Source organism: Salmonella sp. SG203 (assembly GCF_013350575.1).
Classification (GTDB): domain Bacteria; phylum Pseudomonadota; class Gammaproteobacteria; order Enterobacterales; family Enterobacteriaceae; genus Salmonella; species Salmonella enterica.
Genome location: NZ_SNMT01000016.1, coordinates 91,662 through 106,902 on the forward strand (window position 1 = coordinate 91,662; position 15,241 = coordinate 106,902).

The window sequence follows — 15,241 nt, forward strand, 5'->3', positions numbered from 1 at the left end:
AGGAGTTCATCATGCTAAGGATGACGCCCATCGCTTCGCTTGTTTTATTGACTCTGTTTACCTGGCAAACGCAGGCTATCGCGACGGAAACGTTTGATACCCATTTTATGGTGGGGGGAATGAGAGATCAAAAAATAACAAATTTCCATCTGGATGAGAATAAGCCAATTCCGGGACAGTACGAACTGGATATTTATGTCAACAATCAATGGCGAGGTAAATACGATATCATTGTTGCCGATGAACCCGGTAGCACGTGTATTTCAACTGAGTTGTTGAAAAATATTGGAGTGATAAGCGATGGTCTGCAACCGCAGGGAGCAACGGATTGTATTGCGTTAAAAGATGTCGTGAGAAGCGGTGGCTATACTTTTAATATTGGAGTTTTTCGGCTGGATTTGAGCGTTCCCCAGGCCTATGTAAATGAGGTCGAGGCGGGTTATGTATTGCCTGAAAACTGGGATCGCGGCATCAATGCATTTTATACTTCTTACTATGCCAGCCAGTATTACAGTGACTATAAGAATTCTGGCAGTAGTGAAAGTACTTACGTTCGGTTCAATAGCGGTTTCAATCTGTTGGGCTGGCAAGCGCATACGGATACCACATTTAATAAAACCGATGGCAGCAGCGGTGAGTGGAAAAGCAACACATTGTATCTGGAGCGCGGTATCGCTGAGCTCCTCGGCACATTACGCGCCGGGGATCAGTATACCTCGTCAGAGATTTTTGATTCTGTGAGATTTACCGGCGTTCGCCTGTTCCGCGATATGCAAATGTTGCCAAACTCGAAACAGAATTTTACGCCGTTGGTGCAGGGGATTGCACAGACTAACGCTTTGGTAACCATCGAACAGAACGGATTCGTTGTTTATCAGAAAGAGGTTCCTCCTGGCCCCTTTTCCATTGCGGATCTGCAACTCGCGGGCGGTGGCGCGGATCTTGATGTCACCGTGCGTGAGGCGGATGGTTCGATAAATACCTGGCTGGTGCCTTACGCTTCCGTACCGAACATGTTGCAGCCTGGCGTCTCTAAGTATGATTTTTCCGCCGGCCGTAGTCATATTGAAGGCGCCGATAATCAGGCCGATTTTACACAAATCAGTTATCAGTATGGCCTTAATAACCTGTTGACGCTTTATGGCGGTACGATGCTATCGAACCATTATAATGCGTTTACCCTCGGCACGGGGTGGAATACCCGGATTGGCGCCATTTCGCTTGACGCTACGCGAGCGCACAGTAAACAGGATAATGGCGATGTATTTGATGGTCAGAGTTATCAGATTGCTTATAATAAATACCTGACCCAAACATTAACTCGGTTTGGTCTGGCTGCGTATCGGTATTCATCACAGGATTACCGCACATTTAACGATCATGTCTGGGCCAATAATAAAAATAACTATCGTCGCGATAAGAATGATGTATACGATATTGCTGATTATTATCAAAACGATTTTGGGCGTAAAAATACGTTTTCAGCTAATGTGAGCCAATCCTTGCCAGAAGGATGGGGCGCAGTATCACTGAGTGCATTATGGCGTGATTACTGGGGACGTAGCGGCACCAGTAAAGATTATCAAATAAGCTATTCCAATACGTTCCAGAAAATTAATTATACGTTATCCGCCAGTCAGACTTACGACGAGGATCATAATGAAGATAAACGTTTTAACCTGTTTATTTCAATTCCCTTTGACTGGGGGGACGGTATTACTACCCCGCGGCGTCATCTGAATGTGTCGAACTCGACGACCTTTGATGATGATGGATTTACCTCAAACAATATTGGTTTAACCGGTACGGCAGGCAGTCGCGATCAATTTAATTACGGCGTGAATGTTAGTCATCAGCGACAGGATAGTGAGACCACAGCGGGGACGAATTTAACCTGGAATACGCCCGTTGCAACGCTTAATGGTAGTTACAGCCAGTCGTCCAATTATACTCAGACCGGCGGAAGTATTTCCGGTGGGGTTGTAGCCTGGAGTGGCGGGTTGAATTTATCCAGCCGGCTTTCAGATACCTTTGCGATTATGCAGGCTCCGGGACTTGAAGGAGCCTACGTTAACGGCCAAAAATATCGGACCACCAATAAAAAAGGAACGGTGGTTTATGACAACCTTACGCCATATCGCGAAAACCATCTTATGCTTGATGTGTCGCAAAGTAGCAGTGAAACGGAATTACGCGGTAACCGTAAAGTTGCCGCCCCGTACCGAGGGGCCGTCGTGCTAGTGAATTTTGATACCGACCAGCGTAAACCATGGTTTATTAAAGCGCAGCGTCCTGATGGCTCGCCTCTTATTTTTGGTTATGATGTAGTAGATCATCATGGTCATAATGTGGGCATTGTTGGACAAGGTAGTCAGCTATTTATTCGAACGAATGATATTCCGCCCGAAGTCAGTGTACCAGTAGATAAAGAGCAGGGGCTTTCATGTTCAATCACCTTTGGAAAAACGGTTGATGAAAGTAAAGTTTATATTTGTCGGTAGTGGTGAGGTGGTGAAATGAAACTCTTTCTTTTTATCGTGATGTTATTGATTTTACCTGAAACATACGCAGCCTGTACGGGAGAAATTACTTATCAGGATAATTTAATTATTCGTGAGGATTTTACGATTAACCCTAATCAGTCCGCAACTTATAGCCATAATTTTAACGATACAACTTGTTCAGGGACTTATAAGATAACGCGTATGGATCCTTCCGATATCATCGTGGGATTATACAATGATACAGTAAAACTGAAGTTAAAAATCGCCTGGGCAGATAATAATACTCTCACAATGCCGTTTACAACGGGCTATACGGTAACGGTTGAACCCGCTTCCTCTGGGGCGAATGTAAATATTTCTGCCGGTAGTGGGAACAGTGTCCTAATCAACGGGGTGGTATCAATAACAAGCGCTTCTTCTGCAACTCAGTTTACGGCCAGTTTGCGGTTTTTAGGGTGCCTGCTAGCAGGAAGAGGCTGGAATGCCTGTGCCGCAGATTATAATAGTTATCTTAGAGGTGCAGGGTTATATTCATTTGATCTGTTTGTGTCCTACGATCGCAAGCAGACAACCTGCAAACCTGAAGATCTGACGATCACGCTACCGAATATTGCGCTTTCTGAATTATATAACACAGGCAAGGTCAGCAACAAAAATGCCGCGGATAATATTCGACTCCAGTGTGATAATCTTTTTGGTAATGCTAAACAAACATCGCGTAAAATGACGGTTTATCTCTCCAGCAGTGATTTAATACCAGATAGCTATTCTGTGTTGCGTGGTGCTGTGAATAATGGCGTCGGATTTATACTGGAGAGCGGTGGAAAAACGGTGAATATTTCAAATACAGCAGAGCAGGGTAATGCTTCAACGTTATGGAAAGTGGATCAAGTAGGCACGCCGCTCAACAGTGATATGATAACAATCCCTATTATCGCCAGTTATTATGTTTATGACCGAGACAATATAAAGCCAGGCGATCTAAAAGCGACTGCGCTGATCTATGTGAAATACGATTAATATATATGAAAAACATTTAAGATATATGGCGCGATAGGTGAATGAACTTCCGGTCACTTACAATAATAAGTGACCGGGATGACAATCTTTCTGCAATAAATTTTAATGTGGTATGCGGTAGTTTCAAAAGGGCGAGATCCAGAGCGAATCGGGTAGTGAAGGCAGTCAACAAAAAGGAGGTTTGAAGGGGATAGAGTGATTAAGGGCTAATAAAAAAGTAACATGGGGCTGTATTTCCCCCTCTGGATGAGGGGGCTTTTTTTATCGATGATAAAAAATCTCGCCATCATAGGCTTTGATGATTTTTCCATCGGTATCGTTAATCAGTACATACGCGCCGCCCATATAGGTCCAGTGAGTACCGGCATCTGGCGCGGGCAGATTACGTAATTTCCACTGTTTAATATTATACTCATCGGTGCGGTACATTTGCGGAACGGTATCGCCGGGCTTGAAGTGGGTGAAGTCGGCGATAAAGCTTTTTAACTCATATTGATCAATGCCCGTTGTCGCGGGGGCGGCCCATGCAAAACTGGTTGCAAGCAACAGCGCGCAAGGCAGCAACTTACTTTTCATACTTTTACCCTCCACATATGCGGGTCAGTTAACATCGTGTGTATCATTTCTGCTGGTGGCGTATCTGACAAGCGCTATTTTGTTATCTCACGCCCCTTTTCGTAAAAAGTGTAAACGAAAGCGTCGTGCAGCAACATATCCGCCAGCAAGTTTGCCAGAACCGAATAGGTTTTGAGAACTATCTGATAACGCTGAAATTATCGTCCGCCGTTGGCTGTAAATTTACATTGTCTGGCGCAGACAGTATGCTTAATAGCGAAACCCCCGCTTAACACGGCGGGGCTTGACGACTCGGGGTGCCCTTCTTTGTGAAGGCTGAGAAATACCCGTACCACCTGATCTGGATAATGCCAGCGTAGGGAAGTCTGACACTGCTCGTGTCCCTTCTTCACGCGGGCAGGAGCTGAACCATGCAGCCTGACCTGCACTGCCGCACGCTTGCGGCGCATACGTTAAAACACTTTCGCGCGCTCTCCCCGCTTACGCACTGTATGACGAATGACGTCGTACAAACGTTTACCGCCAATACGCTGCTGGCGCTGGGCGCTTCACCCGCCATGGTGATTGATCCTGTCGAGGCCAGACCGTTTGCCGCCATCGCCAACGCCTTGCTGATTAATGTCGGAACATTAACCGCCTCACGCGCTGACGCGATGCGTGCGGCGGTAGAAAGCGCTTATGATGCCAAAACGCCGTGGACGCTTGATCCTGTCGCGGTGGGCGCGCTGGAATTTCGTCGGCGATTTTGCCTGGATCTCTTGTCCCTGCGCCCGGCGGCAATACGCGGCAACGCCTCGGAAATCCTGGCGTTATCCGGCATGGCGCTGGGCGGACGTGGCGTAGATACCACCGAGGCGGCGTTGGCCGCACTGCCTGCGGCGCAGGCGCTGGCGCGTCAGATAGACTGCATCGTTGTGGTTACCGGAGAGATAGATTACGTCACTAATGGTCAGCGCACGCTGAGCATTCCCGGCGGCGATCCGTTAATGACTCGCATTGTAGGCACCGGCTGCGCGTTGTCGGCGGTTGTCGCCGCCAGTTGCGCGTTACCGGGCGCCGCGCTGGACAATGTCGCGTCGGCCTGCTGCTGGATGAAACTGGCTGGACAGGTCGCGGCAGAGCGTAGCGAAGGACCGGGCAGCTTCATCCCGGCTTTTCTTGATGCGCTCTATCATCTGGATATGGAGGCGGCCAATGCAACGAATTAACGCGCTGACGATTGCCGGCACCGATCCCAGCGGGGGGGCCGGTATCCAGGCGGATCTCAAGACCTTTTCCGCGCTGGGCGCATATGGCTGTTCGGTCATCACCGCGCTGGTGGCGCAAAATACCTGTGGCGTACAGTCGGTGTACCGGATAGAGCCGGACTTTGTCGCCGCTCAACTTGATTCCGTGTTCAGCGATGTGCGCATTGATACCACAAAAATCGGCATGCTGGCGGAAACCGATATTGTCGAGGCCGTGGCGGAACGGTTACAGCGCCATCATGTACGTAATGTGGTGCTGGATACGGTGATGCTGGCGAAAAGCGGCGATCCGCTGCTCTCGCCCTCTGCGATAGAAACATTACGCGTCCGGCTGTTGCCGCAGGTATCGCTGATTACGCCTAATTTGCCGGAAGCCGCAGCGTTGCTGGATGCGCCCCATGCGCGTACGGAACAGGAGATGCTGGCGCAGGGGCGGGCGTTACTAGCGATGGGGTGTGAAGCGGTATTGATGAAAGGCGGGCATTTAGAGGATGCGCAAAGCCCGGACTGGCTCTTTACCCGTGAGGGCGCGCAACGTTTTAGCGCGCCGCGTGTGAACACCAAAAATACGCATGGGACGGGCTGTACGCTGTCGGCGGCGCTGGCGGCGTTACGGCCCCGGCATCGCAGTTGGGGAGAGACGGTAAACGAGGCGAAGGCATGGCTTTCGGCGGCGCTGGCGCAGGCGGACACGCTGGAAGTGGGGAAGGGCATTGGTCCGGTACATCATTTCCACGCGTGGTGGTAGTATACTGCCTACAAACCCGTCGTCAGGAAAGATAAATGGAACAAGCGCATACCCGGCTCATCGCGCAACTGAATGAACGAATTTCAGCGGCGGATAATACGCCGCTATACATGAAATTCGCCCAGACGGTAAAGGATGCCGTGCGCAGCGGTATTCTTGAGCACGGTAATATTTTGCCTGGCGAACGCGATCTCAGCCAGCTTACCGGCGTCTCGCGCATCACGGTACGGAAAGCGATGCAGGCGCTGGAAGAAGAGGGTGTCGTCACGCGCGCCCGCGGCTACGGTACGCAAATCAATAATATCTTTGAATATTCCCTGAAAGAGGCGCGGGGATTTTCTCAGCAGGTTGTCTTGCGCGGCAAAAAACCGGATACGCTATGGGTTAACAAACGCGTGGTAAGTTGTCCGGATGAGGTCGCGCAGCATCTGGCGATCCCCGCAGGCAGCGACGTCTTTTTACTCAAACGCATTCGTTATGTTGATGAGGATGCGGTATCGATTGAAGAGTCCTGGGTGCCCGCGCATCTGATTCATGATGTCGACGCGATTGGCATTTCGTTGTATGACTATTTTCGTCGCCAGCACATTTACCCTCAGCGTACCCGATCCCGCGTCAGCGCCCGGATGCCGGATGATGAGTTTCAGTCGCATATTCAAATGGATGGTAAAGTGCCGGTGCTGGTGATTAAGCAGGTGGCGCTCGATCAGCAGCAGCGGCCTATTGAATACAGCATCAGTTATTGTCGTAGCGACCTATACGTTTTTGTGTGCGAGGAGTAGCGCCTCGCGCGTGGGCGCGCAGTCGCCGCCGCGATGCCCGACCACCCAGCTTGCCACCGCATTTCCCAGCAGTACGGCATCCGCGAGCGGCCAGCCTGACGCCAGCCCTGCCAGCACGCCGCCAGCATGGCTGTCGCCCGCGCCGATGGTATCCACCACGGTTGCCGGAAACGCTGGCACAACGCCGGAAGATTGCGCGCTAAAATACCACGCTCCGTCTTTATCGTGGCGCACCACCAGCGGCGCGGAAAAGCGGTTTACCCATGCTTCGCCGAAAGTGCGCGTATCGGTCGCAAGTCCGGCGCGTTCCGCGGCGATGATGGCTTCCTGGCGATTGAGGGAGACGATGGGTCGGCAGGCCATAATGCGCGCCATTACATCGTCTGTAATATCACCGATTCGTGGGCCAAAATCGATAAAAGGCGTTACATCGTCGACGGTTTCCAGCCACTGGATCAGTGGCTCGCCACAGGACGAGGCCAGTTGATAGCCGGACAGGTAGACAAGACTGCCCCGCGGTGTCCTGAGCTGCGACAGCCAGTCCGCATTCCACTGGTTTTCCACGCCGCTAAAAGACATAAACGTGCGTTCGCCATCCGGTTCGACTAACGCCAGACACCAGCCGTTATCTCCTTCAACCGCGTCAATCACGCTGGATAATCCCTCTTTTGCCAGACGGCGGCGAATCCTCTCCGCCCACACGCCCTGGCCCAGCGGCAGCGCATTGCTGGCGTCAATCCCCAGTCGTTTCAACGCCACGGCAATATTCAGCGCACAGCCGCCGACATTGACGCTCTGTTGTTGCAGTTCAATATCGTCTCCGCGACGCGGCAACGTCCAGGCGTCGGCAATGATATCGATCACTGCCGCGCCGATAACGGTGAGCGGACGCCGGGTATGCAGGGTCGGTAATAATGTCAGCAACCGTGCGCCGTTCATAGTGCCTCCCGCCGTTGACGATAGCTCGCCAGCGCAACGGCATAGCGCGCAAAATCCAGCTGATTAACCTCGTCCAGCGTTTGCTTTAACTGGGGGTTAATGGCGCTTACCCCGTGCAACGCGCCGCAAATGGCGGTAGCCATCGCGCCGATAGTGTCGGTATCGCCGCCGAGGTTAGCGCACAGCACGGCACAGCGGTTAGGATCGGTATTCGCCAGTTCCACCATGGCGATAGCGCAGGGAACCGATTCAATGGTGCTGGTTCCCGCGCCGATGATCTGATAGAGCTGTTCGCTGGCAGATTCGACGCCGTCGGCGTGGCGGACAATGTTTAGCGCCAGTTCCAGACGTGCCGATAGCGAGGCGCTAAACGTGGTAATACGCGCTGTCTGCGCCTGATGGGCGACGGCGGGGAGCGAGTCGGCAATACTTTGCCATGTGTCGCCGTTAACCGCTCGCGAGACGGCCCAGGCGACAACCACGGCGCCAGCCACCGCCAGATCGGATTTATGCGTCGGGCTGGAGGCTAACGCTACTTCTGCTATAAAGGCTGTCAGGTTAGTTGGCGGCAACAGGCAGCCCAACGGCGAAACGCGCATGGCCGCGCCGTTAGTCACGCCGTTATTTTCCAGCGCCGCGATGGGTTTGCCGTCGCGAATCGCATTCAGCGCAATTTTTGACGTTGGGCCGAGTACATTTTTATTGAACGCATCAAAGCGTTCCGCCCAGGCGAGGATGTTACGCCCAATAATCTCGGGATCAATGTTGCCTTCGCATTCGAGTAGCGCGTCGGCCAGGCAGAGCGCCATTGCGGTATCGTCCGTAAACTCCGCGCGGTTAAAATAGCAGGCGGCATTATTTTCTTTTGGGCCGGGCAGAAAGCGGTCAATCCAGCCGAAATGCGCTTTGACGCGCGTTCTCGGCCACAGCTCAGAGGGCATTCCCATCGCATCCCCTAACGCTTGCCCGTAAAGAGCACCGAGAATACGTTCTGCTTTCATTTTACTTCCCCTTGTGTCAACGCAATATCGCGATCGTCAATAGCAGTGATCTCTTTGTCCGATTCGCGAAAGAAAATCATAAACAGTAGCGCGATGACGGCAATCATCACCGCGCCAAACGTCCACATGCCCGCCCAGTTGAATGTCAGACCGTTAACCGGTTGCGGATAAGCAAACATTTTTTCCATCATCACGCCGCCGAGACGATACCCCAGCAGGCTGCCGAATCCCTGACAGCAGAGGGTGATAAGCCCTTGCGCAGCGGTACGCATATGAACCGGCGCTTTTTTATCGACATAAATGTAGGCGGTGACGTAGTAGAAATCGTAACTTACGCCGTGCAGCAAAATACCGAGGAACAGCAGGGCGTAAGTGAAGTACGTTTCCGCGCCGCCATAGACAAAAAAGCCGTAGCGGATCGCGGCGGTAATAAGACCAAGCAATAATACCTTTTTAATGCCAAAGCGCTTAGTGAAAAAGGGCAGAGCCAGCATAAAGAAGATTTCAGAGAACTGGCCGAGCGTCATCCAGCCGGTGGCGTTTTTCATTCCCACTTCTGTCAGATAGCCGTTAGCGAAGATGTAGTAGAAGGCCAGCGGCATCGCAAACAGAAAAGAACAGAAGAAGAAAACGAGAAAGTTTTTATCGCGCAGCAGGACCAGCGCATCCAGCCCCAGCATCACTTTAATATCCATCTTGCCGGTGCTTTTTGGCGGCGTGTCTGGCAGACAGAACGCAAATACGCCCAGCAACGCTGAACTTGCGGCGGTTATGAGCAGTGGAATGTTGGTGGGGGAAATATCGTTATAGCCTAACATTTGCGGCAGGAATCCACAGGCGAGGCCGGAGGCTATCCACCCAATGGTTCCCATAACGCGAATGCGTGGAAAATCGCGTTCAACGTCCGGTACGTTAGCGAAGGCAATGCTGTTTGTCAGCGCGATGGTCGGCATATAGGTCAATGAATAGGCCAGAAGCAGCGGAAAGAATCCGGCGAAGGTGGTTTGCTGCGCCGCGAAATACATCAGCACGGCGCCTGCAAACATCAGTACCGCCAGGACTTTTTGCGCTGAGAAAAAACGGTCGGTAACGGAGCCGACCAGAATCGGCGACAGGATCGCCGCAATGGCGGTACAGGCATAAGACCAGCCTATTTCACCGGCGGAAAACCCGCTTTTATTTAGCCATAGCCACAGGGGGACGAACCAGGTGCCCCAGATAAACCACTCCACGAACATCATGAACGACAGTTTAAAGGTCGTTTTCATTTTTGAATCCTTCATGACAGGTAAGGTACGCCATGACAATACCATTTAATAATACCTTTTAAATACCATTGAGCGTTAATTTTGACCGAACTAACACTTTTTCGGACGTGAATCGAGTCAGCAGATAGCGCCGAAAAAATGCGCTAAAGTTGGCAAAAATGGTCGGTCAGTACCAGGCTTATTGCGACCCGCAATCTGCGGGGCAGGACTATTCACCTTCCGATACCCTATCGGAACTTACGGGAGCATAGCTATGACTGATATTGCGCAGTTGCTTGGCAAAGACGCCGACAGCCTTTTACAGCATCGTTGTATGACCATTCCTTCCGATCAGCTTTATCTACCCGGCAAGGATTACGTTGACCGGGTGATGATTGACAATAATCGTCCACCAGCCGTTCTGCGTAATATGCAGACGCTCTATAATACTGGACGCCTGGCGGGAACAGGATACCTTTCGATACTGCCCGTCGATCAGGGGGTGGAGCACTCCGCCGGCGCCTCTTTTGCGGCCAACCCGCGCTACTTTGACCCAAAAAACATTGTTGAATTGGCGATTGAGGCCGGCTGTAACTGCGTGGCCTCTACCTACGGCGTACTGGCCTCGGTTTCACGGCGCTATGCGCACCGTATTCCGTTTTTGGTCAAACTGAATCACAACGAAACATTGAGCTATCCGACAGAGTACGATCAGACCCTGTACGCCAGCGTTGAGCAGGCGTTCAATATGGGCGCCGTGGCGGTAGGCGCGACGATCTATTTCGGTTCGGAACAGTCTCGTCGCCAGATTGAAGAGATCTCCGCCGCTTTTGAGCGTGCGCATGAGCTGGGTATGGTGACCGTATTGTGGGCTTACCTGCGTAATTCTTCCTTTAAAAAAGACGGCGTTGATTACCATGTATCCGCTGACCTGACGGGGCAAGCCAACCATCTGGCCGCTACGATTGGCGCGGATATTGTGAAACAGAAAATGGCCGAGAATAATGGCGGTTATAAAGCGGTCAACTTCGGCTATACCGATGACCGCGTGTACAGCAAACTGACCAGCGATAACCCGATCGATTTGGTACGTTACCAGTTGGCGAACTGCTATATGGGACGCGCCGGGCTTATCAACTCCGGCGGCGCGGACGGCGGCGACACTGATCTCGGCGACGCGGTTCGTACCGCGGTGATCAACAAACGAGCCGGTGGAATGGGGCTAATTCTGGGACGTAAAGCCTTTAAGAAATCGATGGCTGATGGCGTGAAGTTGATTAACGCCGTACAGGATGTCTATCTGGATAGCAAAGTCACCATCGCCTGAGTTCAACGAAGAAAAGCCGGATGTGAACGCATCCGGCCAGCGACAGGTGTTATTAACGTAGCAACGGGCAGTCTGGTGGCAGCCGACAGCGTAATGCGCCAGGCAGCACCTCAATATGAAATTCTTGTCCGCTGAGTGGTTCGCCATCCAGATTGAACGTGATTTCATGCGGCGCATGAATATCAAACCACGCCGAGGCGCCGTCAATAATATTCGGATTGTCATCTGACTGCGTGAGTGTGGAAAACAGCGCCGGCAGCAGCTCTTCGCCGGTAAAAATCCGTAGCTGTAACAGCCCGTCGTTAACCAGCGCGGTAGGACATAATTGCTGCCCGCCGCCGGCCTGACGACCGTTGCCGATGCCGATCACCAGCGCATCTCCCTGCCAGTGAAAGTTTTCGCCACGTATTTCGCAGCGGTCAGGGGTCAGCGTATCCATTCTCATCAGACCGTGAATAAGATAGGAGACACCGCCCAACGCGGCCTTGAGTTTCTCCGGCGTTTCGGTGGTAATGCGGGTGCCAAAACCGCCCGTCGCCATATTGATAAAACAGGTTTTATCATTGACCCTGGCCATATCAATTTCCATCGCGTTTCCGGCAATCGCCAGTTTCAGCGCTTTGTCCAGCGCTTCAGGAATACCGGCGCTGGTGGCAAAATCGTTGGCGGTGCCGAGCGGCAAAAGGCCCAGTGCGGGGGCTACGCCGTCGCGGATCTGGATGAGCGCGGTAGACACTTCATTAATGGTACCGTCTCCGCCGCCGGCAATCACCGTTTTAACGCCCAGTCTACGGGCTTCATCAACGTAACGCTGCGCGTCGCCTTTTTCCCAGGTTACCCGAACGTGAATCTGTATGCCTTCGTCGCGAAGTAGCGTAATGGCCTCACGTAGCGGCTGGTTGTCAGCGCTTTTGCCATTGAGGATCAGTAAGCTGGCGGGAAAGTTAGCCATCCGTTATGCCTTAATAGGTTGAACAACAATCTCCAGAAAGTGTATAGCAGAAATGAAAAAGCGAGGTCAGAACAGGATGAAAATTGAAACGTTGCGCACTTATTGCTTTACCGTTTTTCTTCCTGCTGTACGCAGCGGTAAGCGAAGCATGGTTTAAGGCAAATGGCGACAAGAGAGATGCCGTTATGCGCATTGAGTAGCGCTTGTAAGAGTGCAAGGAAACCACAAGGGGTAGTCAGACGCTTTCCGATATAGCGCCTTTAATAACGAAACGGAGGATTAACAAGACGACCCTACGTCAGTTATCAGCATTAATTTCAAACACCACTATATCAGATAAAAACCTGATATTTATTACCAAAAATACTTTTTAATAGCATAAAATCGAAATGTTCTTTAGACTCTTTGGCAGAAACACGGCGCACTATTAGAAGCACGCTACTATATATCAAATAAAACCTATTTAGATGATGGCTTAGCGCGGTGTCTTATAGTCGTACCGTTGCCTGAAGGTATCACTTTTCTCATAAACAGGCATGTGCATGAAAGAGGTTTATATGAATGTCACTTCAGGCGTGAATGAGCAAACGCCATTGCTCCCTCCTTCTGAACGGGGTAATGACGAAAAACCGGTAGCTGAAATCGTTGAGTTTAACGCTTACGGCAATAAACCCAGATGTTTAATATGCCTGGGAACCACAGCATTGTTTACAGGTATTTTCAGTGGGGTATGCTCAGGGGCTGTCGCCAGTGTCAGTAGTGGTGCTACATATACTACCGCCCTGACGGTTTTAGGCGCATCGTTTGGCATAGGGGGGATTGGTATGATGGGAATATGCGCCGGACTATACCTTAGCGCAAATGGTGTCAGAACCCGGCCAGCCTGGCCATAAATGAGCAAACACAGCAAGTCATAGGGAAAAGACGAATTCCGACGATGACACGGGGTGTTAAGCGTCCAGACCAGAGGCTTATGACTTATATAGGAACGCTTTAGATAGAGTATGGGGTGTTATGTATTCAAGAGCCGATCGCTTATTAAGACAGTTTTCACTAAAATTAAATACCGATTCAATTGTCTTTGACGAAAACAGATTATGCTCATTTATTATAGATAACCGTTACCGTATCTTACTAACAAGCACTAACAGCGAGTATATAATGATATACGGTTTTTGCGGAAGACCTCCGGATAATAATAATCTTGCTTTTGAATTTCTCAATGCTAATTTATGGTTTGCAGAGAATAATGGACCACATTTGTGTTATGATAATAACTCACAATCATTATTACTGGCTCTCAACTTCTCACTCAATGAAAGTTCTGTAGAGAAACTTGAATGTGAAATTGAGGTAGTTATTAGATCAATGGAGAATCTGTATCACATTTTACAGGATAAAGGAATAACTCTGGATACCGATTATACGTGACGGTGGGAAGGGTGAGTAAAACAAGGCTATCATGATTACCTCCAAGAACTGGCAGTTAAACTGCTTGTGTTCATAATGATATTTTCGTGTTTAAATTCAATGAAATCGCAAAATGCGTTATAATCTTGTATATGAGAACCGTCAAAATAATGCCTCAACCCTTTACTGAGCCAATCATTATAGGGATCGCCATAAGGTTTACTGTGCATAATTTCGAGTCCTTTTATTAATGCTGGATGCTCGCTGCGGTTAACAGCAATAATCCCATTTTCAAGGCTAACATGATTATCTTTACGACTTACATGGATAGCGATACCATCAGGTAAATACAACGTGCCGAGTTTATCAGTAAGTAACATATCTGCATCAAGATATATGCAACCGCCGCCTGGTTGCAAATGATGGCAACCAGGTTTACCAGCTTCCAGAAAGGCATCGCTTCCTTTTAGCAGGAAAAGATTTCTGTAGAAGTCAAACCATAAGTGACCTTTGTCTTTATTATGAGATGAAATAAGCGTTTCCTCAGGATTGTTTTCAAGACATTTTCCAGGCTTTTTTTTACCCCGTTAAGCAAGACCTCATCTCGTTCATTTGCTGACTGAGCTTCCAGTTTGGTGATGTTTTCTAAATAAATCGTCGTTAACTTTTTATCATACATGCTATAATTAAGGTCAGAATTATAAATAACCTTTATGTTTCTATAATTTTGTTCCAATTTTGCCAATGCTTTTCTTTGTCCCTTGCTAAAATCGCCATCAACGAAAATACCGATAATTCTTTCTTTTTCTATTATAGCAGCATTGATAATCTTATTAAGATAAGGGTTTTTCTGCGTATTGATAATGGGAATTTCGTTTTGACCAAATCTATCTGGATTGCGTTCAAACCACTGAAAAACGAGCGGCGTTTGGTGATCTAGTGGTAATAGAGGATAATCAACCCCAGCAAAACTTACATGGCCTGATGAAGGTGGACTGAGCGTAGGTGCGATGGTTTGAGTATTACTTTGACATGAAATCAAACCTCTAATCCGGGAAAACATTATTTTAATCCTTGTAAAAGCGGCATTAAAACGTGCCATATTTTTACACGCTTAAATTATCAGTTTTTAACCTTAATTTAATAACCTGGAAACTTTTTGTGTAAGTTCTCACAAAGCAGTTATTGATTTAATTCACTGATGTTAAACGTAAAAGTCAGAATGCTAAGTCCTGAGTCCGACCGGATGCGGGGAGGATTGTGACTTGCTGGCTGGCCATGAATAGGGGAGGTCTCTAAACCTAAGCGCCCATTTGCGCTTTGGTTAGTGTGGTCAATTTTGGATATGGCGGGAAGTACCACTTTTTTATTGATTATACTGACTAGTCCTGATATAGGTTGACAGTTTTTTGTCTGTAAAACGCCTGATGAACATCATCGGGCGTTTTGTATTTCAGGGCCAGGTGTGGCCGTTCATGGTTATAAATT

Annotated in this window: 13 protein-coding genes, 1 pseudogene and 1 riboswitch; of the genes and pseudogenes, 8 read left to right on the top strand and 6 right to left on the bottom strand. The window is 49.7% G+C overall.

Features of this window, described 5'->3' with window-relative positions:
* Nucleotides 1-11 precede the first annotated feature (11 nt).
* Nucleotides 12-2,501, top strand: coding sequence for a fimbrial biogenesis outer membrane usher protein (locus tag HV477_RS19905; protein ID WP_079899052.1), 2,490 nt, complete (start codon nt 12-14; stop codon nt 2,499-2,501).
* Between the two features lie 15 nt (nt 2,502-2,516).
* The gene (locus HV477_RS19910; RefSeq protein WP_000765280.1) at nt 2,517-3,524 is read left to right on the top strand and encodes a putative fimbrial-like adhesin protein; all 1,008 of its coding nucleotides are present in this window, start codon (nt 2,517-2,519) and stop codon (nt 3,522-3,524) included.
* Nucleotides 3,525-3,785: 261 nt separating this feature from the next.
* Here HV477_RS19910 and rcnB read toward each other — a convergent pair whose 3' ends face one another.
* Nucleotides 3,786-4,100, bottom strand: coding sequence for a Ni(II)/Co(II) efflux transporter accessory subunit RcnB (rcnB, locus tag HV477_RS19915; RefSeq protein ID WP_000837534.1), 315 nt, complete (start codon nt 4,098-4,100; stop codon nt 3,786-3,788).
* 282 nt (nt 4,101-4,382) lie between these two features.
* Nucleotides 4,383-4,479: riboswitch (TPP riboswitch) on the top strand.
* 31 nt (nt 4,480-4,510) lie between these two features.
* Between rcnB and thiM the strand changes: the two genes are divergently transcribed.
* The 3 genes from thiM to HV477_RS19930 are packed head-to-tail and all read left to right on the top strand — an operon-like array spanning nt 4,511 to nt 6,877.
* The gene (thiM, locus tag HV477_RS19920; RefSeq protein WP_001182157.1) at nt 4,511-5,308 is read left to right on the top strand and encodes a hydroxyethylthiazole kinase; all 798 of its coding nucleotides are present in this window, start codon (nt 4,511-4,513) and stop codon (nt 5,306-5,308) included.
* The gene (gene thiD, locus HV477_RS19925; protein ID WP_079899053.1) at nt 5,295-6,095 is read left to right on the top strand and encodes a bifunctional hydroxymethylpyrimidine kinase/phosphomethylpyrimidine kinase; all 801 of its coding nucleotides are present in this window, start codon (nt 5,295-5,297) and stop codon (nt 6,093-6,095) included. Before thiM ends, thiD begins: the two co-directional genes overlap by 14 nt.
* 35 nt (nt 6,096-6,130) lie before the next feature.
* Entirely contained in the window at nt 6,131-6,877 is a 747-nt protein-coding gene (locus HV477_RS19930; protein WP_000434062.1) for a GntR family transcriptional regulator, read from the top strand.
* Here HV477_RS19930 and HV477_RS19935 read toward each other — a convergent pair.
* The 3 genes from HV477_RS19935 to HV477_RS19945 are packed head-to-tail and all read right to left on the bottom strand — an operon-like array spanning nt 6,851 to nt 10,085.
* Nucleotides 6,851-7,816, bottom strand: a complete 966-nt coding sequence (locus tag HV477_RS19935; protein WP_079899054.1) for a PfkB family carbohydrate kinase — start codon at nt 7,814-7,816, stop codon at nt 6,851-6,853. The genes HV477_RS19930 and HV477_RS19935 overlap by 27 nt on opposite strands.
* The gene (locus tag HV477_RS19940; RefSeq protein ID WP_000642793.1) at nt 7,813-8,817 is read right to left on the bottom strand and encodes an ADP-ribosylglycohydrolase family protein; all 1,005 of its coding nucleotides are present in this window, start codon (nt 8,815-8,817) and stop codon (nt 7,813-7,815) included. Before HV477_RS19940 ends, HV477_RS19935 begins: the two co-directional genes overlap by 4 nt.
* On the bottom strand, nt 8,814-10,085 hold the full coding sequence (locus tag HV477_RS19945) for a nucleoside permease (protein ID WP_175065366.1): 1,272 nt from the start codon (nt 10,083-10,085) through the stop codon (nt 8,814-8,816). The genes HV477_RS19940 and HV477_RS19945 overlap by 4 nt, the downstream gene beginning before the upstream one ends.
* Nucleotides 10,086-10,338: 253 nt before the next feature.
* Here HV477_RS19945 and fbaB point away from each other — a divergent pair, with 253 nt between their 5' ends.
* Nucleotides 10,339-11,391: a class I fructose-bisphosphate aldolase gene (gene fbaB, locus HV477_RS19950; protein WP_000129590.1), complete on the top strand. Its 1,053-nt coding sequence runs from the start codon at nt 10,339-10,341 to the stop codon at nt 11,389-11,391.
* A 52-nt stretch (nt 11,392-11,443) separates the two neighbouring features.
* Here fbaB and yegS read toward each other — a convergent pair whose 3' ends face one another.
* Nucleotides 11,444-12,343 (bottom strand): lipid kinase YegS, encoded by a 900-nt coding sequence (gene yegS, locus HV477_RS19955; RefSeq protein WP_079899055.1) that lies wholly within the window; start codon nt 12,341-12,343, stop codon nt 11,444-11,446.
* Nucleotides 12,344-12,900: 557 nt separating this feature from the next.
* Between yegS and steD the strand changes: the two genes are divergently transcribed.
* Both steD and HV477_RS19965 read left to right on the top strand, forming a co-directional pair.
* Nucleotides 12,901-13,236, top strand: a complete 336-nt coding sequence (gene steD, locus HV477_RS19960; RefSeq protein WP_079899084.1) for a type III secretion system effector SteD — start codon at nt 12,901-12,903, stop codon at nt 13,234-13,236.
* Between the two features lie 121 nt (nt 13,237-13,357).
* A complete protein-coding gene (locus HV477_RS19965) occupies nt 13,358-13,774 on the top strand; it encodes a CesT family type III secretion system chaperone (protein ID WP_001540404.1) in 417 nt (138 codons plus the stop codon).
* A gap of 35 nt (nt 13,775-13,809) precedes the next feature.
* Here the strand turns inward: HV477_RS19965 and sseK2 are convergent.
* A pseudogene (sseK2, locus tag HV477_RS19970) lies at nt 13,810-14,855 on the bottom strand (type III secretion system effector arginine glycosyltransferase SseK2).
* Nucleotides 14,856-15,241: the final 386 nt, after the last annotated feature.

Coding starts and splice junctions, on each gene's coding strand:
- thiM (WP_001182157.1), top strand. CDS start 4,511: ATGCAGCCTGACCTGCACTGCCGCACGCTTGCGGCGCATACGTTAAAA.
- HV477_RS19905 (WP_079899052.1), top strand. CDS start 12: ATGCTAAGGATGACGCCCATCGCTTCGCTTGTTTTATTGACTCTGTTT.
- HV477_RS19910 (WP_000765280.1), top strand. CDS start 2,517: ATGAAACTCTTTCTTTTTATCGTGATGTTATTGATTTTACCTGAAACA.
- HV477_RS19940 (WP_000642793.1), bottom strand. CDS start 8,817: ATGAAAGCAGAACGTATTCTCGGTGCTCTTTACGGGCAAGCGTTAGGG.
- thiD (WP_079899053.1), top strand. CDS start 5,295: ATGCAACGAATTAACGCGCTGACGATTGCCGGCACCGATCCCAGCGGG.
- yegS (WP_079899055.1), bottom strand. CDS start 12,343: ATGGCTAACTTTCCCGCCAGCTTACTGATCCTCAATGGCAAAAGCGCT.
- HV477_RS19930 (WP_000434062.1), top strand. CDS start 6,131: ATGGAACAAGCGCATACCCGGCTCATCGCGCAACTGAATGAACGAATT.
- HV477_RS19935 (WP_079899054.1), bottom strand. CDS start 7,816: ATGAACGGCGCACGGTTGCTGACATTATTACCGACCCTGCATACCCGG.
- rcnB (WP_000837534.1), bottom strand. CDS start 4,100: ATGAAAAGTAAGTTGCTGCCTTGCGCGCTGTTGCTTGCAACCAGTTTT.
- HV477_RS19965 (WP_001540404.1), top strand. CDS start 13,358: ATGTATTCAAGAGCCGATCGCTTATTAAGACAGTTTTCACTAAAATTA.
- HV477_RS19945 (WP_175065366.1), bottom strand. CDS start 10,085: ATGAAAACGACCTTTAAACTGTCGTTCATGATGTTCGTGGAGTGGTTT.
- fbaB (WP_000129590.1), top strand. CDS start 10,339: ATGACTGATATTGCGCAGTTGCTTGGCAAAGACGCCGACAGCCTTTTA.
- steD (WP_079899084.1), top strand. CDS start 12,901: ATGAATGTCACTTCAGGCGTGAATGAGCAAACGCCATTGCTCCCTCCT.